The 18,780-nt window shown below is 43.8% G+C and carries 18 protein-coding genes; 12 read left to right on the top strand and 6 right to left on the bottom strand.

Going from position 1 to position 18,780, the window contains the following annotated elements; all coding sequences use genetic code 11:
- The first annotated feature begins 111 nt into the window (after positions 1-111).
- Complete coding sequence (locus ACTRWI_RS09255; protein WP_499130743.1) at positions 112-1,302, top strand: amino acid aminotransferase; 1,191 nt, start codon at positions 112-114, stop codon at positions 1,300-1,302.
- A gap of 93 nt (positions 1,303-1,395) precedes the next feature.
- On the opposite strand, the gene ACTRWI_RS09250 is transcribed toward ACTRWI_RS09255, so the two are convergent.
- Positions 1,396-2,040 carry an outer membrane beta-barrel protein gene (locus ACTRWI_RS09250; RefSeq protein ID WP_499130741.1) on the bottom strand — a complete coding sequence of 215 codons (645 nt, stop codon included), beginning with the start codon at positions 2,038-2,040 and terminating at the stop codon, positions 1,396-1,398.
- Positions 2,041-2,190: 150 nt separating this feature from the next.
- On the opposite strand from ACTRWI_RS09250, the gene ACTRWI_RS09245 reads away from it, so the two are divergent.
- Positions 2,191-4,080: a DUF294 nucleotidyltransferase-like domain-containing protein gene (locus ACTRWI_RS09245; RefSeq protein WP_499130739.1), complete on the top strand. Its 1,890-nt coding sequence runs from the start codon at positions 2,191-2,193 to the stop codon at positions 4,078-4,080.
- Positions 4,081-4,085: 5 nt separating this feature from the next.
- The gene (locus ACTRWI_RS09240; protein ID WP_008222219.1) at positions 4,086-4,802 is read left to right on the top strand and encodes a 3'-5' exonuclease; all 717 of its coding nucleotides are present in this window, start codon (positions 4,086-4,088) and stop codon (positions 4,800-4,802) included.
- Between the two features lie 76 nt (positions 4,803-4,878).
- Here ACTRWI_RS09240 and ACTRWI_RS09235 read toward each other — a convergent pair whose 3' ends face one another.
- The 3 genes from ACTRWI_RS09235 to ACTRWI_RS09225 form a co-directional block, all read right to left on the bottom strand.
- Complete coding sequence (locus ACTRWI_RS09235; RefSeq protein ID WP_499130738.1) at positions 4,879-5,571, bottom strand: MOSC domain-containing protein; 693 nt, start codon at positions 5,569-5,571, stop codon at positions 4,879-4,881.
- Positions 5,572-5,851: 280 nt separating this feature from the next.
- Positions 5,852-6,946: a 3-phosphoserine/phosphohydroxythreonine transaminase gene (gene serC / locus ACTRWI_RS09230; RefSeq protein ID WP_499130737.1), complete on the bottom strand. Its 1,095-nt coding sequence runs from the start codon at positions 6,944-6,946 to the stop codon at positions 5,852-5,854.
- A 162-nt stretch (positions 6,947-7,108) separates the two neighbouring features.
- A complete protein-coding gene (locus tag ACTRWI_RS09225; protein WP_499130735.1) occupies positions 7,109-8,371 on the bottom strand; it encodes a DUF945 family protein in 1,263 nt (420 codons plus the stop codon).
- Between the two features lie 184 nt (positions 8,372-8,555).
- On the opposite strand from ACTRWI_RS09225, the gene ACTRWI_RS09220 reads away from it, so the two are divergent.
- From ACTRWI_RS09220 to ACTRWI_RS09210, 3 genes are all read left to right on the top strand, one after another.
- The gene (locus ACTRWI_RS09220; RefSeq protein ID WP_499130732.1) at positions 8,556-8,747 is read left to right on the top strand and encodes a hypothetical protein; all 192 of its coding nucleotides are present in this window, start codon (positions 8,556-8,558) and stop codon (positions 8,745-8,747) included.
- A 35-nt stretch (positions 8,748-8,782) separates the two neighbouring features.
- Positions 8,783-8,938 carry a hypothetical protein gene (locus ACTRWI_RS09215; protein ID WP_499130731.1) on the top strand — a complete coding sequence of 52 codons (156 nt, stop codon included), beginning with the start codon at positions 8,783-8,785 and terminating at the stop codon, positions 8,936-8,938.
- Positions 8,939-9,339: 401 nt separating this feature from the next.
- Positions 9,340-9,882: a hypothetical protein gene (locus ACTRWI_RS09210; RefSeq protein WP_499130728.1), complete on the top strand. Its 543-nt coding sequence runs from the start codon at positions 9,340-9,342 to the stop codon at positions 9,880-9,882.
- Between the two features lie 140 nt (positions 9,883-10,022).
- Here the strand turns inward: ACTRWI_RS09210 and ACTRWI_RS09205 are convergent, their stop codons facing one another.
- Complete coding sequence (locus ACTRWI_RS09205; protein ID WP_499130725.1) at positions 10,023-10,604, bottom strand: TfoX/Sxy family DNA transformation protein; 582 nt, start codon at positions 10,602-10,604, stop codon at positions 10,023-10,025.
- A gap of 356 nt (positions 10,605-10,960) precedes the next feature.
- Here ACTRWI_RS09205 and ACTRWI_RS09200 point away from each other — a divergent pair, with 356 nt between their 5' ends.
- The 5 genes from ACTRWI_RS09200 to ACTRWI_RS09180 all read left to right on the top strand — a co-directional run bounded on the left by ACTRWI_RS09200 (position 10,961) and on the right by ACTRWI_RS09180 (position 16,505).
- Positions 10,961-11,881, top strand: a complete 921-nt coding sequence (locus ACTRWI_RS09200; protein WP_499130724.1) for an HDOD domain-containing protein — start codon at positions 10,961-10,963, stop codon at positions 11,879-11,881.
- A 39-nt stretch (positions 11,882-11,920) separates the two neighbouring features.
- Entirely contained in the window at positions 11,921-12,826 is a 906-nt protein-coding gene (locus ACTRWI_RS09195; protein WP_499130723.1) for a LysO family transporter, read from the top strand.
- A 174-nt stretch (positions 12,827-13,000) separates the two neighbouring features.
- Positions 13,001-13,528: a hypothetical protein gene (locus ACTRWI_RS09190; protein WP_499130722.1), complete on the top strand. Its 528-nt coding sequence runs from the start codon at positions 13,001-13,003 to the stop codon at positions 13,526-13,528.
- A 118-nt stretch (positions 13,529-13,646) separates the two neighbouring features.
- Positions 13,647-15,290 (top strand): pyridoxal-dependent aspartate 1-decarboxylase PanP, encoded by a 1,644-nt coding sequence (panP, locus tag ACTRWI_RS09185; RefSeq protein WP_499130720.1) that lies wholly within the window; start codon positions 13,647-13,649, stop codon positions 15,288-15,290.
- Between the two features lie 360 nt (positions 15,291-15,650).
- Positions 15,651-16,505, top strand: a complete 855-nt coding sequence (locus ACTRWI_RS09180) for a MurR/RpiR family transcriptional regulator (RefSeq protein ID WP_004734686.1) — start codon at positions 15,651-15,653, stop codon at positions 16,503-16,505.
- 88 nt (positions 16,506-16,593) lie between these two features.
- Here the strand turns inward: ACTRWI_RS09180 and ACTRWI_RS09175 are convergent, their stop codons facing one another.
- Positions 16,594-17,886 carry an iron-containing alcohol dehydrogenase gene (locus tag ACTRWI_RS09175; RefSeq protein ID WP_499130711.1) on the bottom strand — a complete coding sequence of 431 codons (1,293 nt, stop codon included), beginning with the start codon at positions 17,884-17,886 and terminating at the stop codon, positions 16,594-16,596.
- 524 nt (positions 17,887-18,410) lie between these two features.
- Between ACTRWI_RS09175 and ACTRWI_RS09170 the strand changes: the two genes are divergently transcribed.
- Positions 18,411-18,674, top strand: coding sequence for a GrxA family glutaredoxin (locus ACTRWI_RS09170; protein ID WP_004741562.1), 264 nt, complete (start codon positions 18,411-18,413; stop codon positions 18,672-18,674).
- Positions 18,675-18,780 lie beyond the last annotated feature (106 nt).

The following is an 18,780-nucleotide window of genomic DNA, read 5'->3' as shown; positions in this document are numbered from 1 at the left end:
GAAATGGATTTTTTTTTGTCTTTCTATTCACTTCGTATTGTCTTAAAAATTCCATACAGGTATAACTAACCTTAGATACTATTCCCACTCAATTGACATGGATGAAGATTAATGTTCGAAAAAGTGTTAGCTGCGCCCGCCGACCCTATCCTCGGCCTTACTGAAGAGTTTAAAAACGACTCTCGTGCAGAGAAAATCAACCTTGGTGTTGGCATCTACAAAAATGAAGATGGTCAAACGCCAGTACTTAAAACAGTAAAGAAAGCAGAAGCTGCACTTCTTGAAAACGAAAAAACCAAATCTTACCTAACGATAGAAGGTACCGCTGAATACGGTCTTGCCGTTCAGAAACTACTTTTCGGTTCAGACGCTGAAATCGTAACTTCTCAACGCGCTAAAACAGCACAAGCTCCGGGTGGTACTGGTGCTCTGCGTGTTGCAGGTGAATTCATTAAGCGTCAACTTGGCGATGTGAAGATTTGGATCAGCAATCCGACTTGGGCTAACCATAACGGTGTTTTCGCTGCTGCGGGTATCGAAACTGCTCAGTACAGCTACTACAACGCTGAAACAAAAGATAAAGACTTCGCTGGCATGGTTGCTGACCTAGAGAAAGCATCTGAAGGTGATATCGTTCTTCTTCACGGCTGCTGTCACAACCCAACAGGTATCGACCCAACAGCTGAAGAGTGGGACGTACTGGCTAAACTCGTTGCTGAGAAGAAACTTCTTCCACTATTCGACTTTGCTTACCAAGGTTTTGCAAAAGGCGTTGAAGAAGATGCTGCTGGCCTTCGTACTTTCGCTAAGTACAACAAAGAGATTCTAGTTGCGAGCTCCTTCTCTAAGAACTTCGGTCTGTACAACGAGCGTGTTGGTGCATTCACTTTAGTTGCTGAATCTGCAGACGTAGCAACAACAGCATTCTCTCAAGTTAAGAGCATCATCCGCTCTATCTACTCTAACCCACCAGCGCACGGTAGTGCTGTCGTAACTCACATCCTTGGTGATGCTGGTCTACGTGATGAATGGGAAGCGGAAGTCGCTGAGATGCGTGACCGTATTCAAGAGATGCGTGAGCTATTCGTTGCAACACTGAAATCGGAAGGTGTTGATGCAGACTTCACGTTCATCGAGCGCCAAAACGGCATGTTCTCTTTCTCTGGTTTGAGCAAAGAGCAAGTAAACCGCCTAAAAGAAGAATTCGCAATCTACATTGTTGGCTCTGGCCGTATCAGCGTAGCGGGCATGACTAAGTCAAACATGGGCCCTCTATGTAAAGGTATCGCTGCGGTTCTTTAATCGTCACAATACCAAGCAGGCACTTAGATATGCAAAAGCCAGCGATTAAGCTGGCTTTTTTGTAGCTGTTATAGTGTATTAGGTTTAATTCAATTAGTATTCGAGGAAAAACTCGACACCTAACTCATTAGTCCTCTCACTTACGCCTGTGCTCCCTTCACCATCTCTATGCTGGTATGACCCACCAATCGCAAATTTGTTGGTCACTAGATAACGTAAACCTAGGTGGTAAATCTCTTCATCGAACAAATCGCTTCGGTTAAGCTGCACGCTACCATTCGCAATCCAACGTTTAGCAAAACCATAGTTCAGTTCGGCTTTGACACCTTGGACAAATTCCGTGTCTGACTCTAAGGTCTCATTGGTGCCATTCAGCTCAACTTCCCCTTTAGTCACACCAAATAAATAAGAAGCGACAATATCCAAGTCTCTCTTGATGCTATAACGATAACCTGCACCAGCCATAAGTGTATCAATACGAGTCGTACTCTCGTCTGGGTGGATGAAACGCGCGGTATAATCACCAAGCAGTAACCAGTTGTCGGTAATGGTGTAGCTCACACTCAATCCAAACGCCGATGCATTATTATTTCCCCCAGCATCTTCGTTCAAACTGCCTGAATGCGCCGTTGCATAAACGTGGTCGTAATCAAGAATATCCACACTGGGAGTGTCTGCCCACAAACTTGGAGAAAACAGAAAAACTGCAGATACAAAACTAAGCTTCCACTTCGACATCCCCATCATCCTTAAACTGTCACTCCATTATTTGAAAGGTTAGTCTATCCCTAAGACTTTAAAAAGGTTTTACGTCACAAATTGATTTGTGACGGCAAATAAGTATCAAATGTTGTACCATGAAATCATACAAACCAATGGATGATTACTATGGATGCTGAGTTATTAGAGATTCAAAACTTTCTGGCACAATACCCCCCTTTCAATGAGCTCCCTGAGGAGATGTTGACGAAAGTGACCAGTAGCGTGGAAATTTCTTATTACCGCCAAGACACACCTATCATTCACTTTGGTGATCAAATTCATGACCTGTATATGGTTCGAAGCGGCGAAGTCGAAGTCTATCGCCGTAAAGGCGAGCTCTACAACCGCCTTGATGAAGGCCATCTGTTTGGTCAAATGGGCCTGCTTACCAACAACAAGGTGCGCTTCCCAGTAAAAGCGACCGAAGATACCCTGCTCTACTGTATTCCTGAGCCTATTTTCCAAGAACTCTACGATAACTACGACTCTTTTGCTGATTTCGTAGAGGTTGAAGATAACGCGCGCCTTCGTCAGGCTAACTCTAGTAATAACGATGCCAACGACCTCACGACATCTAAAGTAAAAACGCTGCTGACCAGTGAAGCGCCGATGATCGAGAAAACGCGCACCATTCAACAAGCCGCCACCATGATGGCGGAAGAGAATGTCTCTTCTTTGCTTATCATCGACCCTGACATCGTTGAAGATGATGAAGACGATTCGACGCCCGTTATCGGCATCATCACCGACCGAGACTTATGTACTCGCGTACTGGCAGAAGGTCTTGACCCATCCGATGAAGTCTCTAGCGTGATGACACCTGAGGTTATCTCTCTTGACCACAATGCCTACGTATACGAAGCCATGATGACCATGCTTCGATATAACGTGCACCACTTACCTGTCCTCAAAGATAAGAAGCCAATCGGTATTATCGAAGCGACCGACATCGTCCGTTACGAATCTCAAAACTCGTTGCTCTTAGTAAGTAGTATCTTCCAGCAACAAAGTATCGACGATCTCAAAGTGCTCTCTGAGCAAGTGAAAGACAGCTTTGTCCGTCTCGTTAACGAAGATGCCAATGCTCACATGGTCGGCACCGCTATGTCGGTAATTGGCCGTAGCTTTAAGCAGCGTATTATCGAACTCGCGGAAGAACAGTTAGGTAAATCGCCAATTCCATATTGTTTCTTAGCATTAGGCTCTATGGGGCGTGATGAACAACTGCTGGTAACAGACCAAGATAACGCCATCATTCTTGACGACACCTACGACGAAGTAAAACACGGCAAGTACTTTGAAGCGCTCTCAAAGTTCATTTGTGACGGCTTAGACCAATGTGGTTATGTGTATTGCACGGGGGACATCATGGCGACCAACCCAACGTGGCGAATGACCCGCAGAGAATGGGAGGAGTGCTTCGCTGACTGGATTGACGACCCAAACCCGAAAGCACTGTTGAACGCGTCGATCTTTTTCGACCTAGACGGTGTTTATGGTCGTCTGAAATGGGCTGAACAGTTAAACAGCTTTATTGTAAGACGTGCACGTAAGAACAACCGCTTCCTGGCGTGTCTGGCACGTAATGCGCTCAACCGAACTCCGCCACTCGGTTTCTTTAAAGACTTCGTTATGGAGAAAGATGGACGTCATAACAACTCCATCAATCTCAAACGACGTGGTACGGCTCCTCTCGCAGACTTGATTCGTGTCCATGCGCTAGCGGTAGGCTCTCGCTCTAAGAACTCATTTGAACGCTTAGATGACATTATCGACGCGGGTATTCTGCCAAAAGGTAGAGCACAAGATCTTAAAGATGCGATGGAATTTATCTCTCTGGTGCGTATCCGCCACCAAGCGCACGATGTTGATAATAATGTCGAGCCGGATAACAACATTGAGCCAGAGAATCTGTCTGATTTCGAACGCCGTAACCTGAAGGATGCATTCCAAATCTTAAGTAATGCGCAGAACTTCCTTAAGTTCCGTTACCAAGCCAGTAACAAGTTTAAGTAGGGCCTATGAACAAGCTATTCAGATCACCAGCGGTCGATTGGCCATTTAAGTTTGCTCAAAAGCTTGAACGTGCCCAGGATGAACGCTTAAAACAGTTCTACAGCCAACCTCTTCCTGCGCCTGACACACCGCTTTCAGAGGTAATGTTCTTAGCTTTAGATTTCGAAACAACCGGTTTGAATCCTTCCAAAGACGGGATCATCACCATAGGTTTGGTGCCATTTACTCTTAACCGAATCTACCTTCGACAAGCAAGGCACTGGACACTGCGTCCGAGGCAGAAACTAGAGGAAGAGTCAGTGGTAATCCATGGCATTACCCACAATGACATCATCGATGCGCCAGATCTTGATGAAGTGTTGGATGAAGTATTGCAAGCGATGGCTGGCCATATTCCCGTTGTTCACTACCGCCGTATTGAGCGAGATTTCTTAAACAACGCATTGAAAGTGCGATTGAATGAAGGCATCGAGTTTCCGGTATTGGATACGCTGGAGATTGAGTCTCAGATCCAGAACAAACTGGCTGGCGGCTTATGGAATAAATTAAAAGGTAAGAAGCCAGGTTCAGTTCGACTCGGGCAAAGCCGTCGTCGATACCACCTACCCGACTACACGCCACATCATGCACTTACTGATGCAATTGCAACCGCAGAGTTGCTTCAAGCACAGGTTGCTCATCACTTTGCGCCTGATATGCCGCTGAAGAGTTTCTGGTTGTAACTTCACTTACAACGCTCATCACCAGCAAAAAGCCCGCGATATCTAATTAGCGGGCTTTCTCTATCTAACTACTGGTTTATACCGCTGTCGGTCCAACCAAGCGCATTTCCCAATCTTCAACTTTGCCCGTTTCTAGGCGACGCGCAACAAGCGCTCCCCAAGACTCAACCAATGGCAATTCCGTCATTTGGTTTAATAAGTCTTTATCTAAGCTACCGGTAAAAACGGCACCCATGATACGATCAAGCGGCCAGTCAGGATAAGGACGCTCGCACAGTATAATCTCATCACCAGCACCTATCTCGCCCTCTTCTAACACTCGGAAGTACCAACCGGTTCTTAGTGTGTATTGCAGTCTTTGCGCCATATCGTGTTGGTCAAAACGCACATTGAGCTTCCAACAAGGCATGCGCCCTTGCGAGACCTCCAGCAAAGTAGAGCCAATACGGATTTTATCTTTTAAGAAATTCGATTGTTCGGTTACGCCACTTGAGCTGATGTTCTCTCCAAAAGCGCCAGCTGATTGAAAAACACCTCTGTCGCCCAGCTCCTGCTGCCAAACTTGATAGTGTTCACTTGGGTAGATATGAAGGGCTTTCTGAATGCCGCCATGGAAACGCGGATCACCTTGCTCATCATTGGTAAAACCCAGTTCCGTTGCGTGTTGACGCTGCAACAAAACTTGTTTGTTGATGGCACTTTTTGCACCATGTGCGAAAGCGACCGTTTTGCCTGCCAATACATTGTTAACCACGCCTAACTTCTTCATATCTCTCCCTTCTTGTCTAAATCTTATGATTGTTTCTTGCGAGAATATTGCCTTTGAAAAGCAGCATTAACGCTCGCCTAATGATCTAAATATCGGAATCGCCGCCAACACTTAAATTTTTTTGGTCGATGCTTTTGAGGTAGCGAGTTTCACTATCAAGCAGTTTCGTTTGAACAGTAAAAGAAGATAGCCAGTGTTACATAAGAGTGTTTAAAGAACTAAAAAAGAAAAAGAGGAGCCGTTAGCGCCTCTTTTAAATGTTTAATCTCAAGTAGGCAGATTAAGCGTACTTCTCTTCGAAATCTTTCATGAAGTTTACAAGCGCTTGCACACCTTCTAAAGACATCGCATTGTAAAGCGATGCCCTCATTCCACCTACAGCTCGGTGACCTTTCAGCGACTTAAGACCAGCAGCATCTGCCAATTCTAAGAACTTCACATCTAACTCAGGTTTGGCAAGTTGGAAAGGTACGTTCATTCTTGAACGGTTTGCTGCGTGCACTTCGTTCTTATAGAAATCAGAATCGTCAATCGCGTTATATAGTAGTACTGCTTTTTCTTGGTTCACACGCTCCATCGCTTCCACACCGCCTTGAGCCTTCAACCATTTGAAAACAAGACCAGACAAATACCAAGCGTAAGTTGGTGGCGTGTTGAACATAGAGTCTTTTTCAGCGAGTACTTTATAGTTAAAAATGCTTGGCAATACGTCATTTGCAAGATCCAGCAGATCATCACGCACGATAGCGATACAGATACCCGCAGGGCCAATGTTCTTCTGTGCACCCGCGTAGATAACACCATATTGAGAGACATCAATCTTACGAGACAAGATGTTAGATGACATATCCGCAACAATAGGCTTATTGGTTTGTGGAAGTTCACTGATCTCTATGCCATCGATGGTTTCATTCGGGCAGAAGTGAACATACGCCGCTTCAGGATCGATTTTCCAGTCTTTTGCTGGAACCACTGCAGCTTTACCATCAACTGTTGCTTTTGCATTGAATACGTCGATTTCACAGTACTTACTTGCTTCCGTAACTGCGCTTTCAGCCCAGTAGCCCGCATCAATGTAAGTCGCTTTTGTTGCATCGCCAAGAAGGTTTAAAGGCACAGCAGCGAATTGAGCACGAGCGCCCCCCTGACAGAACAGAACTTTGTAGTTGTCTGGGATGTTCAGAAGATCACGTAGGTCTTGCTCAGACTCATCAGCAACTTTAATAAATTCTTTGCTGCGATGGCTGATTTCCATAACGGAAGTGCCTAAACCGTTCCAATCAATGAAATCAGCTTGTGCTTGTTTCATTACTGGCTTAGGCAGAGCCGCTGGACCAGCACTAAAATTGAATACGTTATCTAATGTATGTTCCATGGGGATGATTGCTCCTGCTAAATAATAACTATGCAAGTAATACCATGTTTTACTCAACATAAAAACAACAAAAGAGGTCTTATGACCTCTTTTGTTTCGTACAGTACAAAATCTTTAACTTAATGCGCTAAATTGCTCTATGAGTGTTCTTGCCTACTCAGTTTATTGGACAAAAGCCGGCATAAGTAGTGCAATTAGTGGAATTTCTTGTCCATTTTCAAACACTAGGTTTCCATTTTTTAGGTCAGCACTGATTTCGTAACCCTTGTCTGTTTCTTTGATCATTTCCATCACGATCAACTCATCGATACCTTCGCGAATGAATGGGTACTCTTCTACCAATCCGTTTGAGAAGCTCGAGTGAAGATTCCCCGTTAGTGCAGGCATAATCATTGAAGGGTTATTGCTGATGTTTTCTGTACCTTCAGGAACACTCACCAACCACTTCGATTCAAACTGGCCTTTGCCTAATTCTAGTGACAAGTTGTTCATTGAAAGGTCGAAGCCCTTAGCAAACAGAATGTCGATGAATGGGATCATCTCAGCAACGTCTTCTTGTGTAAGAACAGGGTTAAACTGGTAAATCTCAAAGATTTTTTCAAACGACTCACTGTCAAGTTTCGACATTTCGAAATCAACGTTTAAGTTGCTCACTTGCCCTTCGCTCGTCTCGATATTAGCGATATCCAGTTTAAGGTTGCTACGTAGACGCTTAGTTGCTTCATCTAGGTGAGATTCAAAGACATAGGTTGAGTTCTCGATAGTCATGAATGGCTGCATTACCGAATCTGAAATCAAGAAGCTATCAATCGTGAAGTTCTGCGTGCCTAGCCAGTAACCTTTGGCTTGTTGGCCGGAACCCGTGCCTTTCAGGTTTGACAGTGTCATCTCTTCACCCGTTTGAAAATCGATTTGAACAGAAGGGATAGAAAGCTGGTAATCCACTTGCCCCAACACAGTCGCATGACCTGTCAGGTTCGATTTAGTGATAGATACCGAGGTGCCATTCTCATCAGTACCTTGATGATTGAATTGGCTTAGCTCGAAATCGAAATCCGTATTGCCGTTAATCTCTGTGCTCGTCGTTAAAGTCAGTGGCAGGATGTCTGCATTGTTTAACGTCGAAACAGCGTTAAGGCTAACCAAACCATGGCTAACCGCACTATCAATGACAAACTCACTTGGTAAGCCATCAATCGCAAGTTGTTCTTTTAGATTTTCATCCGTCACAGTGATGCGAGTGGTTACATTAGAAGAAAGGTAACCCCTATCGTACTCAACGATCTCAGCTTGAATGCTCGAATTGTTAAGTTTTGCAACGCCATCAGTAATCGCATTTTGTCCAATTTGCCCGACCGCTAGAGGCCAGCAAAGAGCCAATGAGATTGCGCCGCCAATTGCGCCAATTTTTCTTAACTGTTCCATGAGTTCTCTTTCTACATGTGTTTATTTTTTTTCAGTCTAACCCATCAGTCGCAAACAAGAAACATTGAGTTAAATCAGTCTATTGCTCGATACTTCAAATCACTCAGCAAATTAACGACTAGCTCTCATCCTTAATCTGCAGTTCTTGCTAGGCTAGAAGCATTGCGACAACTATGGGAAAGCTGTGAATCAATACGCTGTTATCTGTTTGGGCAATAATCCAGTTAGCATTGAGCGAATACGTACGGAATTAGCTCCGTTGTCTTGTGTGTCCGATATCGACACTGCCGAGAACATTGAAGATGCGCACCATACATTGGAAGACATCCACGGCAATCATCAAAACGTGGCTTTGGTGATCTTTGAAACCGCTTAAAACACAATCAACTTGAAAAGCACTACGGCACTAACTTGCCACCTTTACCCTACCAATCATTGGCGCTGCAACAAGTCTGGACCAACCTTCTTTCTAACGTACTCGATGCAATTCCAGAGCGAGGCAAGGTTTCTATATATCCAAACCTTGACAAGGCGACCAACTCAGAGACACCATCACTCAGCAGCTGACCGACTATATGATTGCCAATGAAAACAACTACTGAATTAGACTTCGATTTTAGATACAAAGCGTATTCTTACCTCAATGGCAGATAAGCGCACAAGCTTTGGCGAGTAACGCTCACGATTAACGTTTGAAGGGTAATGACATAAACAGCAGCCAATATAAGACAGGGCGGATTCATATAAAATCTGGATAATTCACTTATCCAACTTTCTCATTTGTCCCAAAACATGAGATCTCCGTTGCAGACTGGCCCTTAATTTGTTTATTTTTTAACTAAATGATTAAGGATTTACATTTTAATGGATTACTTTTCCGTGAGTTAGATTAAACTGTCTCGAAGTTTATGGTTTGCCGATTTCTCTCAAACCAAAGGAATTAACACTAATAAAGGTTTACGGTCGTTATGCGCAAAATACTACTTACTACCGCTATGCTGTTGGCTTCGAGCCAAGCGCTAGCTGTCGAAGAACAACCACAAATAATGAGCAACTTCAGCTACGATTACTTCGAAGCACGTATCGGTGCTAGCCCTGTGACATTTGGTGGCGCGTTCAGTAAGTCAATCCACCCGAATGCTCACGCAATTGCGCGCATTGATTCAGAATTTGAAAGTGATTTCGATTCTGCTGTTGGTCTTGGTTTCCACGCTCCAATTAACAACTGGGCAGACCTAACAGGTGAAATGCTAGCGCGCATCGTTCAGCCTGAACACAAAAGCTCTACTGACATCGGTATGGAAGTTAACATTGGTGTTCGCCAATGGCTTGGTCCACAACTAGAAGTTGGTGGTAAAGGTGGTTACGTTTCTATCGATGACAACGATGATTGGATCGGTTCTGTTTACGCACGTTTCCACTCTACAGAGCTATTCTCTATCGGCGCTGAAGCTCGTATCAACGACTTCTACGGTGATCAGTTAATGTTCACAACTCGCTTCAAGTACTAATACTTAGCTGACGAGTTCGAACCTTTGGGTTCCATGAGAATACTCAATATCTTTCGTTGAGACAGAAACAAAAAAACCGAGGATTTATTCCTCGGTTTTTATTTATAAACTGTAACTTCAAGCATATAAGGACGACTTCTTTAGTGGCAGCTCTTTAGTAATTGCTGCTTGCGTGGTTCTTGTAATAGTTTCCAGTGGATACCATCAATCGCACCCGCAAATTTCCAAAGTAGTTTTAGGTCGACATCGTTTCCGTACGCTTTGCGAACCTTATTAAACACTTCTGGTGCGCCTAACTGCATAAACATAGAAACATCATCGACACCCGCCTTTTTTACCATGCGCTCTAACGTAAGCTGCATGTTAGGAAGATCTCTTAATCTACGGCTAGCAGGTGACTTCTTGAAGCTGCGCTGCTGAATTGAATTATCTATAGAAGTACGAATAATGCTATCCAATTCAGGATGTTCGCATGTGAACAGTTTAGTAATGTCGTAGTAGTTTACGGTTGCTGTTGTCTGTTTTTTCACATGGCGATACTTTTCACAATCAAGATCTACCAGTTTTTTATCTAATGACTTGCCACCTCTAATGAATAAATAACCTTCACTCAATAAGGCAAACATCGCGTCACTTTGAAAGAGGCCAATACCTCCGAACATAGAACGTTTTTGATGCTGACCAAATTGATTCACGTAATTAATAAATGCTGTCTCGATCATATCCGTTGATCCTTAATCAAATTACCCCGATTAGGTTGATCACCAGACAAGCAGCTTTTTATGCGAAAAATTTTGAATATAATTTTGTTGTTTAGGTGAATATTATCGTTGCTTTTTTCACCTTTAAATAAATGATACTTCGAAAAGAAAAATAAGTCTGGACTTAGTTCACATCAATCAATTGTGTATTCCGCTTTTTCATGATTAACATCACATAAAGCTATCATCCCGTGATTGAATTTTGACGTTTGATGATACACCGGTTCAATATTTAAAAGCTTGTGGGAACCGTTCAGTATTGCCTCGCAGCATTGTGGCTTGTAAAATGGTAGGACATACATGTTTTTACACTTTTTATGAATCATTTATCGTTTTTCTGGCTACCACAAAACAAGGCACTTCTTCTTAAGGGCCTAGAATCAGAATTTGCCCAACTTGTTGGACATTCCATCTCAGCGGGAAAAATAACCCTTCCTCCTATCCCTAATGTTGTACTTAAAATCCAAAAACTTTGTACCCTTGAATCGACCGGAGTAGCCGAGGTTGCCGAGTGCTTGCTTGAAGATCCAGGCCTTACAGCCATCGTCATTCGAGTTGCAAACTCAGTCGTCTTCAACAGACGCAACATTACCTGTGTCGACATTATGACGGCCGTTTCACGCCTAGGTATATTGCGTGTTCGTGACATCGTGACTGCACAAGCGATCGAGCAACTCAAGCACTCAGTTGATTTAAGTAAAGAGTGTAACCAGCTATTGATTCAAAGCGCTTCTGTATCAAAAGAATTAGGAGCAACCATGGTACTTGTGACCAATGGCTTTAAAGAGATCGCTCCTACTGAATACCGCTACCTTGAACATGAAAAGGCTTTGCTAGTTGGTTTGTTAGCCGATATTGGGCTTTTCTGCCTAGTAAGCGAGTACCACCTATACCTTGAGAACGGTAACTACCTCGACCACGATATCGCGCTGCAGATTTTCCAAGGCCAATGTTCAGCCACTAGCAAGCTAGTACTCAAGCGTTGGGGCTTCGACAGCGACTTCATTGACGTGTGCAGCAACACCATCAACAAACAAGAAGAACGTGAAGTTTCTTACTTAGATATCGCTCGCATTGCTAACCACCTACTGATGTTCAGAAACAAGGATGAGAACATCGATGATCATGAAGTGGAGCTCAATGTGACAGGCGCAGAGGTGCTTTATAATCTAAGCAACTTGAGTAAACATGATTTTAATGCAAAGCTAGACGATGTGATCAACGCCAGTGGCTTCTAAGCCACAGAAAAAGTTGCAGTAATTGCAATAGAGGAAAGCATGTTTACAGGGATGATCTTCATATTTGCTCCACTTGTTGTGGGGTATCTATTTTCAATTTCAAACACCCAAACGCTAGAATTCATCAACCGCTCTACATCGCGTTTGATCTATGTAATTCTTGCGCTGATGGGATTAAGCCTTGCCGCGCTTGATAATCTTGGTAGCAACCTACAGACAATCCTTCTTTACACAGTCACTTTCTTCGTCTGCTTGAGCGTTTGTAACCTGATGGCACTGCCCGCGATAGACAAAGTGTTACCACTCAAAACAGACACTAGTCAAAAGAAGCTGCTGCTTTCTTCGATGGCAATGGAGTCTGCCAAACTCATTTTGGTTGTCGGCTCAGGCCTTATTGCGGGACTCGTTCTACCTATCGGCCTTCATTGGGTCGATACAGCGAGCGAATGGATTCTATTCGTTCTTTTATTCTTCATTGGCATCCAGCTGCGAAATAGCGGACTAACTCTGAGACAAATCTTGCTCAACAAGCATGGCATGGTCATCGCTGTCATGATAATTATCACCTCTATGTTAGGTGGTGTTATCGCTGCTTACTTGCTGGATATTCCCCTGTTTAAAGCGCTAGCCATGTCTTCTGGTTTTGGCTGGTACTCTTTGGCTGGAATCCTAATGGGTGATGCGTTTGGTCCGGTCTACGGCGGCGCATCATTCATGCTTGAGCTACTGAGAGAGCTCGTCGCGTTAGTTCTGATTCCAGTGCTCATTCGGAGCTATCCTTGCACATCGATTGGGTATGCTGGAGCTACTGCCATGGACTTCACTTTGCCTGTCATTCAAACAACAGGCGGCGTTCGCTGTGTGCCTATCGCGATTGTTAGTGGATTTATATTGAGTCTACTCGTGCCCATTTTGATGTTGTTCTTTGTATCTCTTGCTAACTAGATCGCAGGAATAGCGATCGATTTAGATTAGAATGTATCTCGAATACCATTGCCCAAGACACCGATACAGTTACCCAAATAAAAAGACACTAAGTGTCATTGCTCAACAAAGAATGATCGCGGTAACCTGTAACGACAAAGTAATAAAAAGAATAAACTTACAAAAGGACCCGCTATGAAACGCCTTTGCGTCGCATTACTGCTAGCTTCAACTTCTACTTTCTCTTTTGCAGCAGATTCAATGTCTGAAACAAACCAGTGCCAAGCGAAAAAATACGATGCTTACATCGACGCCTCTCTAAATTGGTACGCCGATCTTGCTGAGCTCACCTCAGAGCAATATCCAGAGCTAACAGAAGTAAGTGAATGGTTCCTTGAAGGTCGTCAGCACCACTTCGAGCTAAATCGTGCTGCGGTACACTACTACCTAGTGAATGACTCAAGCAAAGTAGCAACAGAACAACCAGTTGAAGGCTGGCTACAACTTGAGCAACATGACATCAAGGCTCTATCAAAACGTGATGACGAGCTAGGCAAAGTCGCTAAAACGACGTTCGACGACCGTCAATCAAAGCCTCATGAGCAAAATTACGAGCTACGTTCGGCATTCGCAGAACTGCTTAGCCACCCTAAACAAATCGACACTGCACTTCAGCGCTACAACAGTTCGATCGCTGAACTTGAAGCGATTAAATGTAAGTAACCCCTCATTTAATAAGCTTTTGTGAGAAGTTGGATTTCATAATTAAGACGGGACATTGTTCCCGTTTTCGTTTAGATTGTCCCGCTCGCGTCAATATTAAAAAAATAACTCGCTTGCTATGGTTACGGAACAAAAAACAGCAGATGTTAGCTTCGACAGTCTTCTACGTATCTTCACGGTACCTGAAGGCCCAGATTCAACACTCACTCAAATTGAAGACAAACTTTCACGAAACCTGAATCAATTCTTACGTGAACATATCGTGGCTGAAGAAAAGCCGCTGCGTGAAATTGAGAAAGATTTTTCAAATGCTCAGATCCCAGAGCAACCTGAGTTTGTTTCTGAACATACTGAGCATCTCCTCGATTCTCTTGTATCTCACTCGGTTCATACTTCATCGCCAAGCTTCATTGGTCACATGACGTCTGCCCTGCCTTACTTTTTGATGCCGCTTTCAAAAATCATGATCGCGCTCAATCAGAACCTAGTAAAGATCGAGACTTCCAAAGCTTTCACCCCCCTAGAGCGTCAAGTTCTAGGTATGCTACATCGCTTGATCTATCAAGATGATGACGCGTTCTATTCTCGTTGGATGCACAGTGCCAATCACTCATTAGGGGCGTTTTGTTCTGGTGGTACTATCGCGAACATTACTGCGCTTTGGGTCGCACGTAACAATGCATTAAAAGCACAGGGCCCGTTCAAAGGTGTCGAGAAAGAAGGTTTATTCAAAGCCATGAAACACTACGACTACGAAGGCCTAGCCATCTTAGTGTCTGAACGTGGTCACTACTCCCTGAAAAAAGCGGCTGACGTGCTGGGTATTGGTCAGGAAGGTCTTGTATCAGTTAAAACGGATAACGATAACCGCATTTGTACTGATGACCTACGACTGAAGATCGAGCAGCTCAAGCAGAACAAGATTAAGCCTTTCGCCGTTATCGGTGTCGCGGGTACAACTGAAACCGGTAATATCGACCCACTAAGAGATATTGCAGAGGTATGTGCCGAGTCTGACTGCCACTTCCACGTGGATGCAGCTTGGGGCGGCGCGACTTTGATGTCTAACAATTATCGCCACCTACTTGATGGTATTGAACTAGCTGACTCTGTCACTATCGATGCTCACAAGCAGCTTTACATACCAATGGGTGCAGGCATGGTTCTGTTTAAGAAACCAGACGCGATGACTGCGATTGAGCACCACGCTCAATATATCCTACGTAAGGGCTCTAAAGACTTAGGTAGCCATACGTTGGAAGGCTCTCGCTCAGGTATGGCGATGCTGGTTTATGCTGCAATGCACATCATCAGTCGTCCAGGCTATGAACTGCTGATCGATCAAAGCATCAACAAAGCGCGTTACTTTGCTGACCTGATTAAAGAACAAGATGATTTCGAGTTAGTCTCTGAACCAGAACTTTGTCTACTAACATACCGCTACGTTCCTGAGAAGGTAAAAGCAGCCCTACTTAAAGCCGCTCCTGAGCAGCGTGTAGAGTTGAACGAACTTCTGAACGAACTTACCAAGTTTATCCAGAAGAAACAGCGCGAAACCGGAAAGTCATTTGTCTCTCGTACTCGACTAAACCCAGAAGCGTGGACTCACCAACCCATCATCGTTTTCCGCGTAGTATTGGCTAACCCGCTAACGGGCAAAGAAATTCTTTCTTCGGTACTTGAAGAGCAGCGTGAGATTTCAAAACTAGCGCCGAACTTAATGGGTAAAATCACTCAGTTAGTTACGCAAATCAACGCATAGCCATTCAATTTTAGTTGCATCAAATTGAAAATTTCTTTCTTTTTGATGTAACTTAGCTGTCAGTTCGTACTGAATTCGCATTCTTTTTGCTCAAAGCCTCTTCCAATACTGTAGTTTTCTCAAATTTTGTTGAGGCTTGTCATATTCTTAAGCATTCATCCCGTGTTTTTGTATTAGTGAATAGTATGTTAGGTTTATACTGACTCTATGGTGCTAGTTAGCTTGATATCTATTTGATACAGCAGTAATTACAACATCCAATAAAACGTTGGTATTGTGCTTACTGATATTTGTTTCAGCCACACCCCTTGGTAATAAGATATTAACTGGCAAGTTGTTCTCTATACCCTTGTGAACACTATGAATACATTAGAAAAAATACAAAAAAACCTGGAAAATTTCAGCAAGTCTGAGCGTAAGGTAGCCGAAGTAATTATGGCTTCCCCTCAAACTGCAATCCATTCTAGCATTGCTACCTTAGCTAAAATGGCTGACGTAAGTGAGCCTACAGTTAACCGCTTCTGTCGTCGTTTAGACACAAAGGGCTTCCCTGACTTTAAACTTCACCTTGCTCAAAGCTTGGCGAATGGTACACCTTATGTGAACCGCAATGTCGAAGAAGATGATGGCCCTGATGCTTACACGCACAAAATCTTCGAATCAACAATGGCATGCTTAGACGTTGCAAAAAACAGTCTAGATGCGATGCAAGTAAACCGTGCGGTTGACTTGCTCACTCAGGCAAAACGCATTTCATTCTTCGGACTAGGTGCTTCTTCTGCCGTAGCAAAAGACGCTCAAAACAAGTTTATCCGTTTTAATATTCCAATCACGTGTTTTGAAGACATCGTGATGCAACGAATGAGCTGTATTAACTGCAGTGACAACGACGTTATCGTACTGATCTCTCACACAGGTCGTACAAAGAGCCAAGTTGAAATTGCCAACCTAGCTCGTGAAAACGGTGCAACGGTTATCGCTATCACAGCGAAAGACTCTCCACTTGATAAGGCAAGCTCGCTGTCTATCTCGTTGGATGTGCCAGAAGACACTGACGTTTACATGCCAATGGCAAGCCGTGTCGTTCAGATGACGGTTATCGATGTATTAGCAACTGGCTTTACACTGCGTCGTGGCTCAGGTTTCAGAGAGAATCTTAAGCGTGTCAAAGAGTCACTTCGTGATTCACGCTACGAGAAATACTCTCAGTTCTGACCCCAAAGAATTGAATAAAAAACGGAGCCAAGTGCTCCGTTTTTATTTATCTGCGTATTCAATAGTGTATGCCCATTAACCAATACTATTAAATGGTCCAGCTGTTCCCCTTCTCCACCACACTATTCTCTGAAGCATAAGAGTTGATGATCGTGAAACTCGACTCCGCTATTTGAAACTCGTCATCGTTATGACTAAACGTAACTTCACCCTGGGATTCACCACAATGACACTTCTCACAAACCTGCTGCAGGATATGTATCAAACGCTCTTGATTCAATGGCAATGGATTACCTTTAATAGCAACTGACTTAAGTGCATCAGCCGATACCTCTTCGAATTGCACTTCACAAACACCAAACTCTAGTAGGCTTGGTAGCTTAAGCGTATCGAGCACTTCTGATAACCAAGAAATTGCATCTTCTGCGGATGCTTGCGCTTTACCCGTCACAATTTGAGCAATACTTTGGTAGCGCTCTAAAATGTCGCTTCGCTGCTGCTCTCTTGCAACCTCAATATTCTCTAGCATCACAAATGGCGCTAATCGAGCAGTTATCACACTGTGTGGAGCTGAAATCTTACCACCCAATGCAGAAGCCAATCCGTGTGCAGCACCCAACTTGGCATTGGTAATAGCCATACCACCAAGCATGGAAGCAAACGCCAGATCTGACCGTGCTTGAGGCTCATCATAAACGCATGCTTGTACTACTGAGCCACTCAGCTTACGTAACCCTTCTTCGCAGATCATATCCGTCAATGGGTTTGGGTTACCGCACACATAAGCCTCCATCAGGTGAGTGAAAGTGTCCATCGCGCCCCTGCCCGACAAATACAGATTGGTACCATGAGTCAAAGTCGGATCGACAATCGCCACATCAGCAAGCATGTCAGGGCTTCTTAAGCTGATCTTCACTTGGTCTTGCCCTGATTTGAGTACCGCATTCTTAGTTACCTCTGCGCCGGTACTCGCGGTTGTGGGAATAGCAATAAATGGCAATGGTTTAGCTTTTAAAGGGACATTGCGCCCAACCACTTCAACGTAGTCATAGAGGTTGCCTTGGTTAGGTAACACGGCTGCTAACGCTTTGCCCATGTCTATCGCACTGCCACCGCCCATCGCGACGACCATATCAGGCTTGAATCGTCGAGCGGATATCGCCGCTTCTTCGACCATTTTGATGTTAGGCTCACCAGAAACCGCAATGTGTTGGTAACGCATGCTTTGAGCATCTAAGTAATCAGTGACAATTGAAGTGCGCTGGAGTGTATTCCCCGTGACTAATAGCACGCTATAACCATATTGGTTGAAGAGAGACAATGAAGCGGAAAGTGCTCCATCACCAAAGATGATCTTTGTAGATGTCATAAATTGAAACATGGTGCCTCCTGTGCCTATGACCAAACAAAACTGCGAACTCTTGGTTGTTGGAATATTGCCTTTGTATCTGGTGCCTGTTTAAAAAAGGCTCATAAAGAAAACGACTCTTGTTGCCAGCCCACACGCCTAAAGGCAATGCTTCGTGGGTTATGTATTAACGTGCTAACTTTTATCGTTTAATTTTCGTCAATCAATCATAAGATGCCTCGTTCTGAAAACAATTTTTTTGACGAAGTGCAATTTGTCACACTAAAGGTGCACTAAAGTCGCTTTCTTAGGAGTAATTCACATTCTAATAATATGGGTACTCGACCTTGATACTCATCAAAAATTCGAGCGGATCGCTTTTGTGAACAATATTTGCTCTGATAGGCAAAACCTATTGTATTAAGAGGTAATTCCATCTTTATTTCCCTAAGGCATTAGGGCATAGTTGGATCCAAGAATTTTTGAGTCTTGTTCAATTAAGAATAGTTGACGTATTTTAGGTTAACGAGTCTCATCCCGTATTTAGGAGAATTGAAATGTTTGTAGTTATTTTTGGTCGCCCTGCTTGCCCATTCTGTGTTCGTGCAAAAGAGCATGCTGAAACTCTTAAAGCAAAACGCGATGACTTCAACTACCGCTATGTTGACATCCACGCTGAAGGCATCAGCAAAGCAGACCTAGAGAAGACAGTTGGTAAGCCAGTTGAAACGGTACCACAAATCTTCATCGACCAAGACCACATCGGCGGCTGCACAGAATTTGAAGCATACGCAAAAGAAAACCTAGGTCTTTTCGACTAATCTAGTACTTGAATCTGGGGCTAAGCCCCTAATCAGCTGAGCATTTTTAGTGTCAGACTGTAAGATTTCTATTAAGCCCGCTTATTAAAGCGGGCTTTTTTTTGGT

It is taken from the genome of Pseudoalteromonas sp. G5_S1_14_S5 (assembly GCF_054968605.1).
This window is presented reverse-complemented; position numbering and strand designations above follow the sequence as displayed.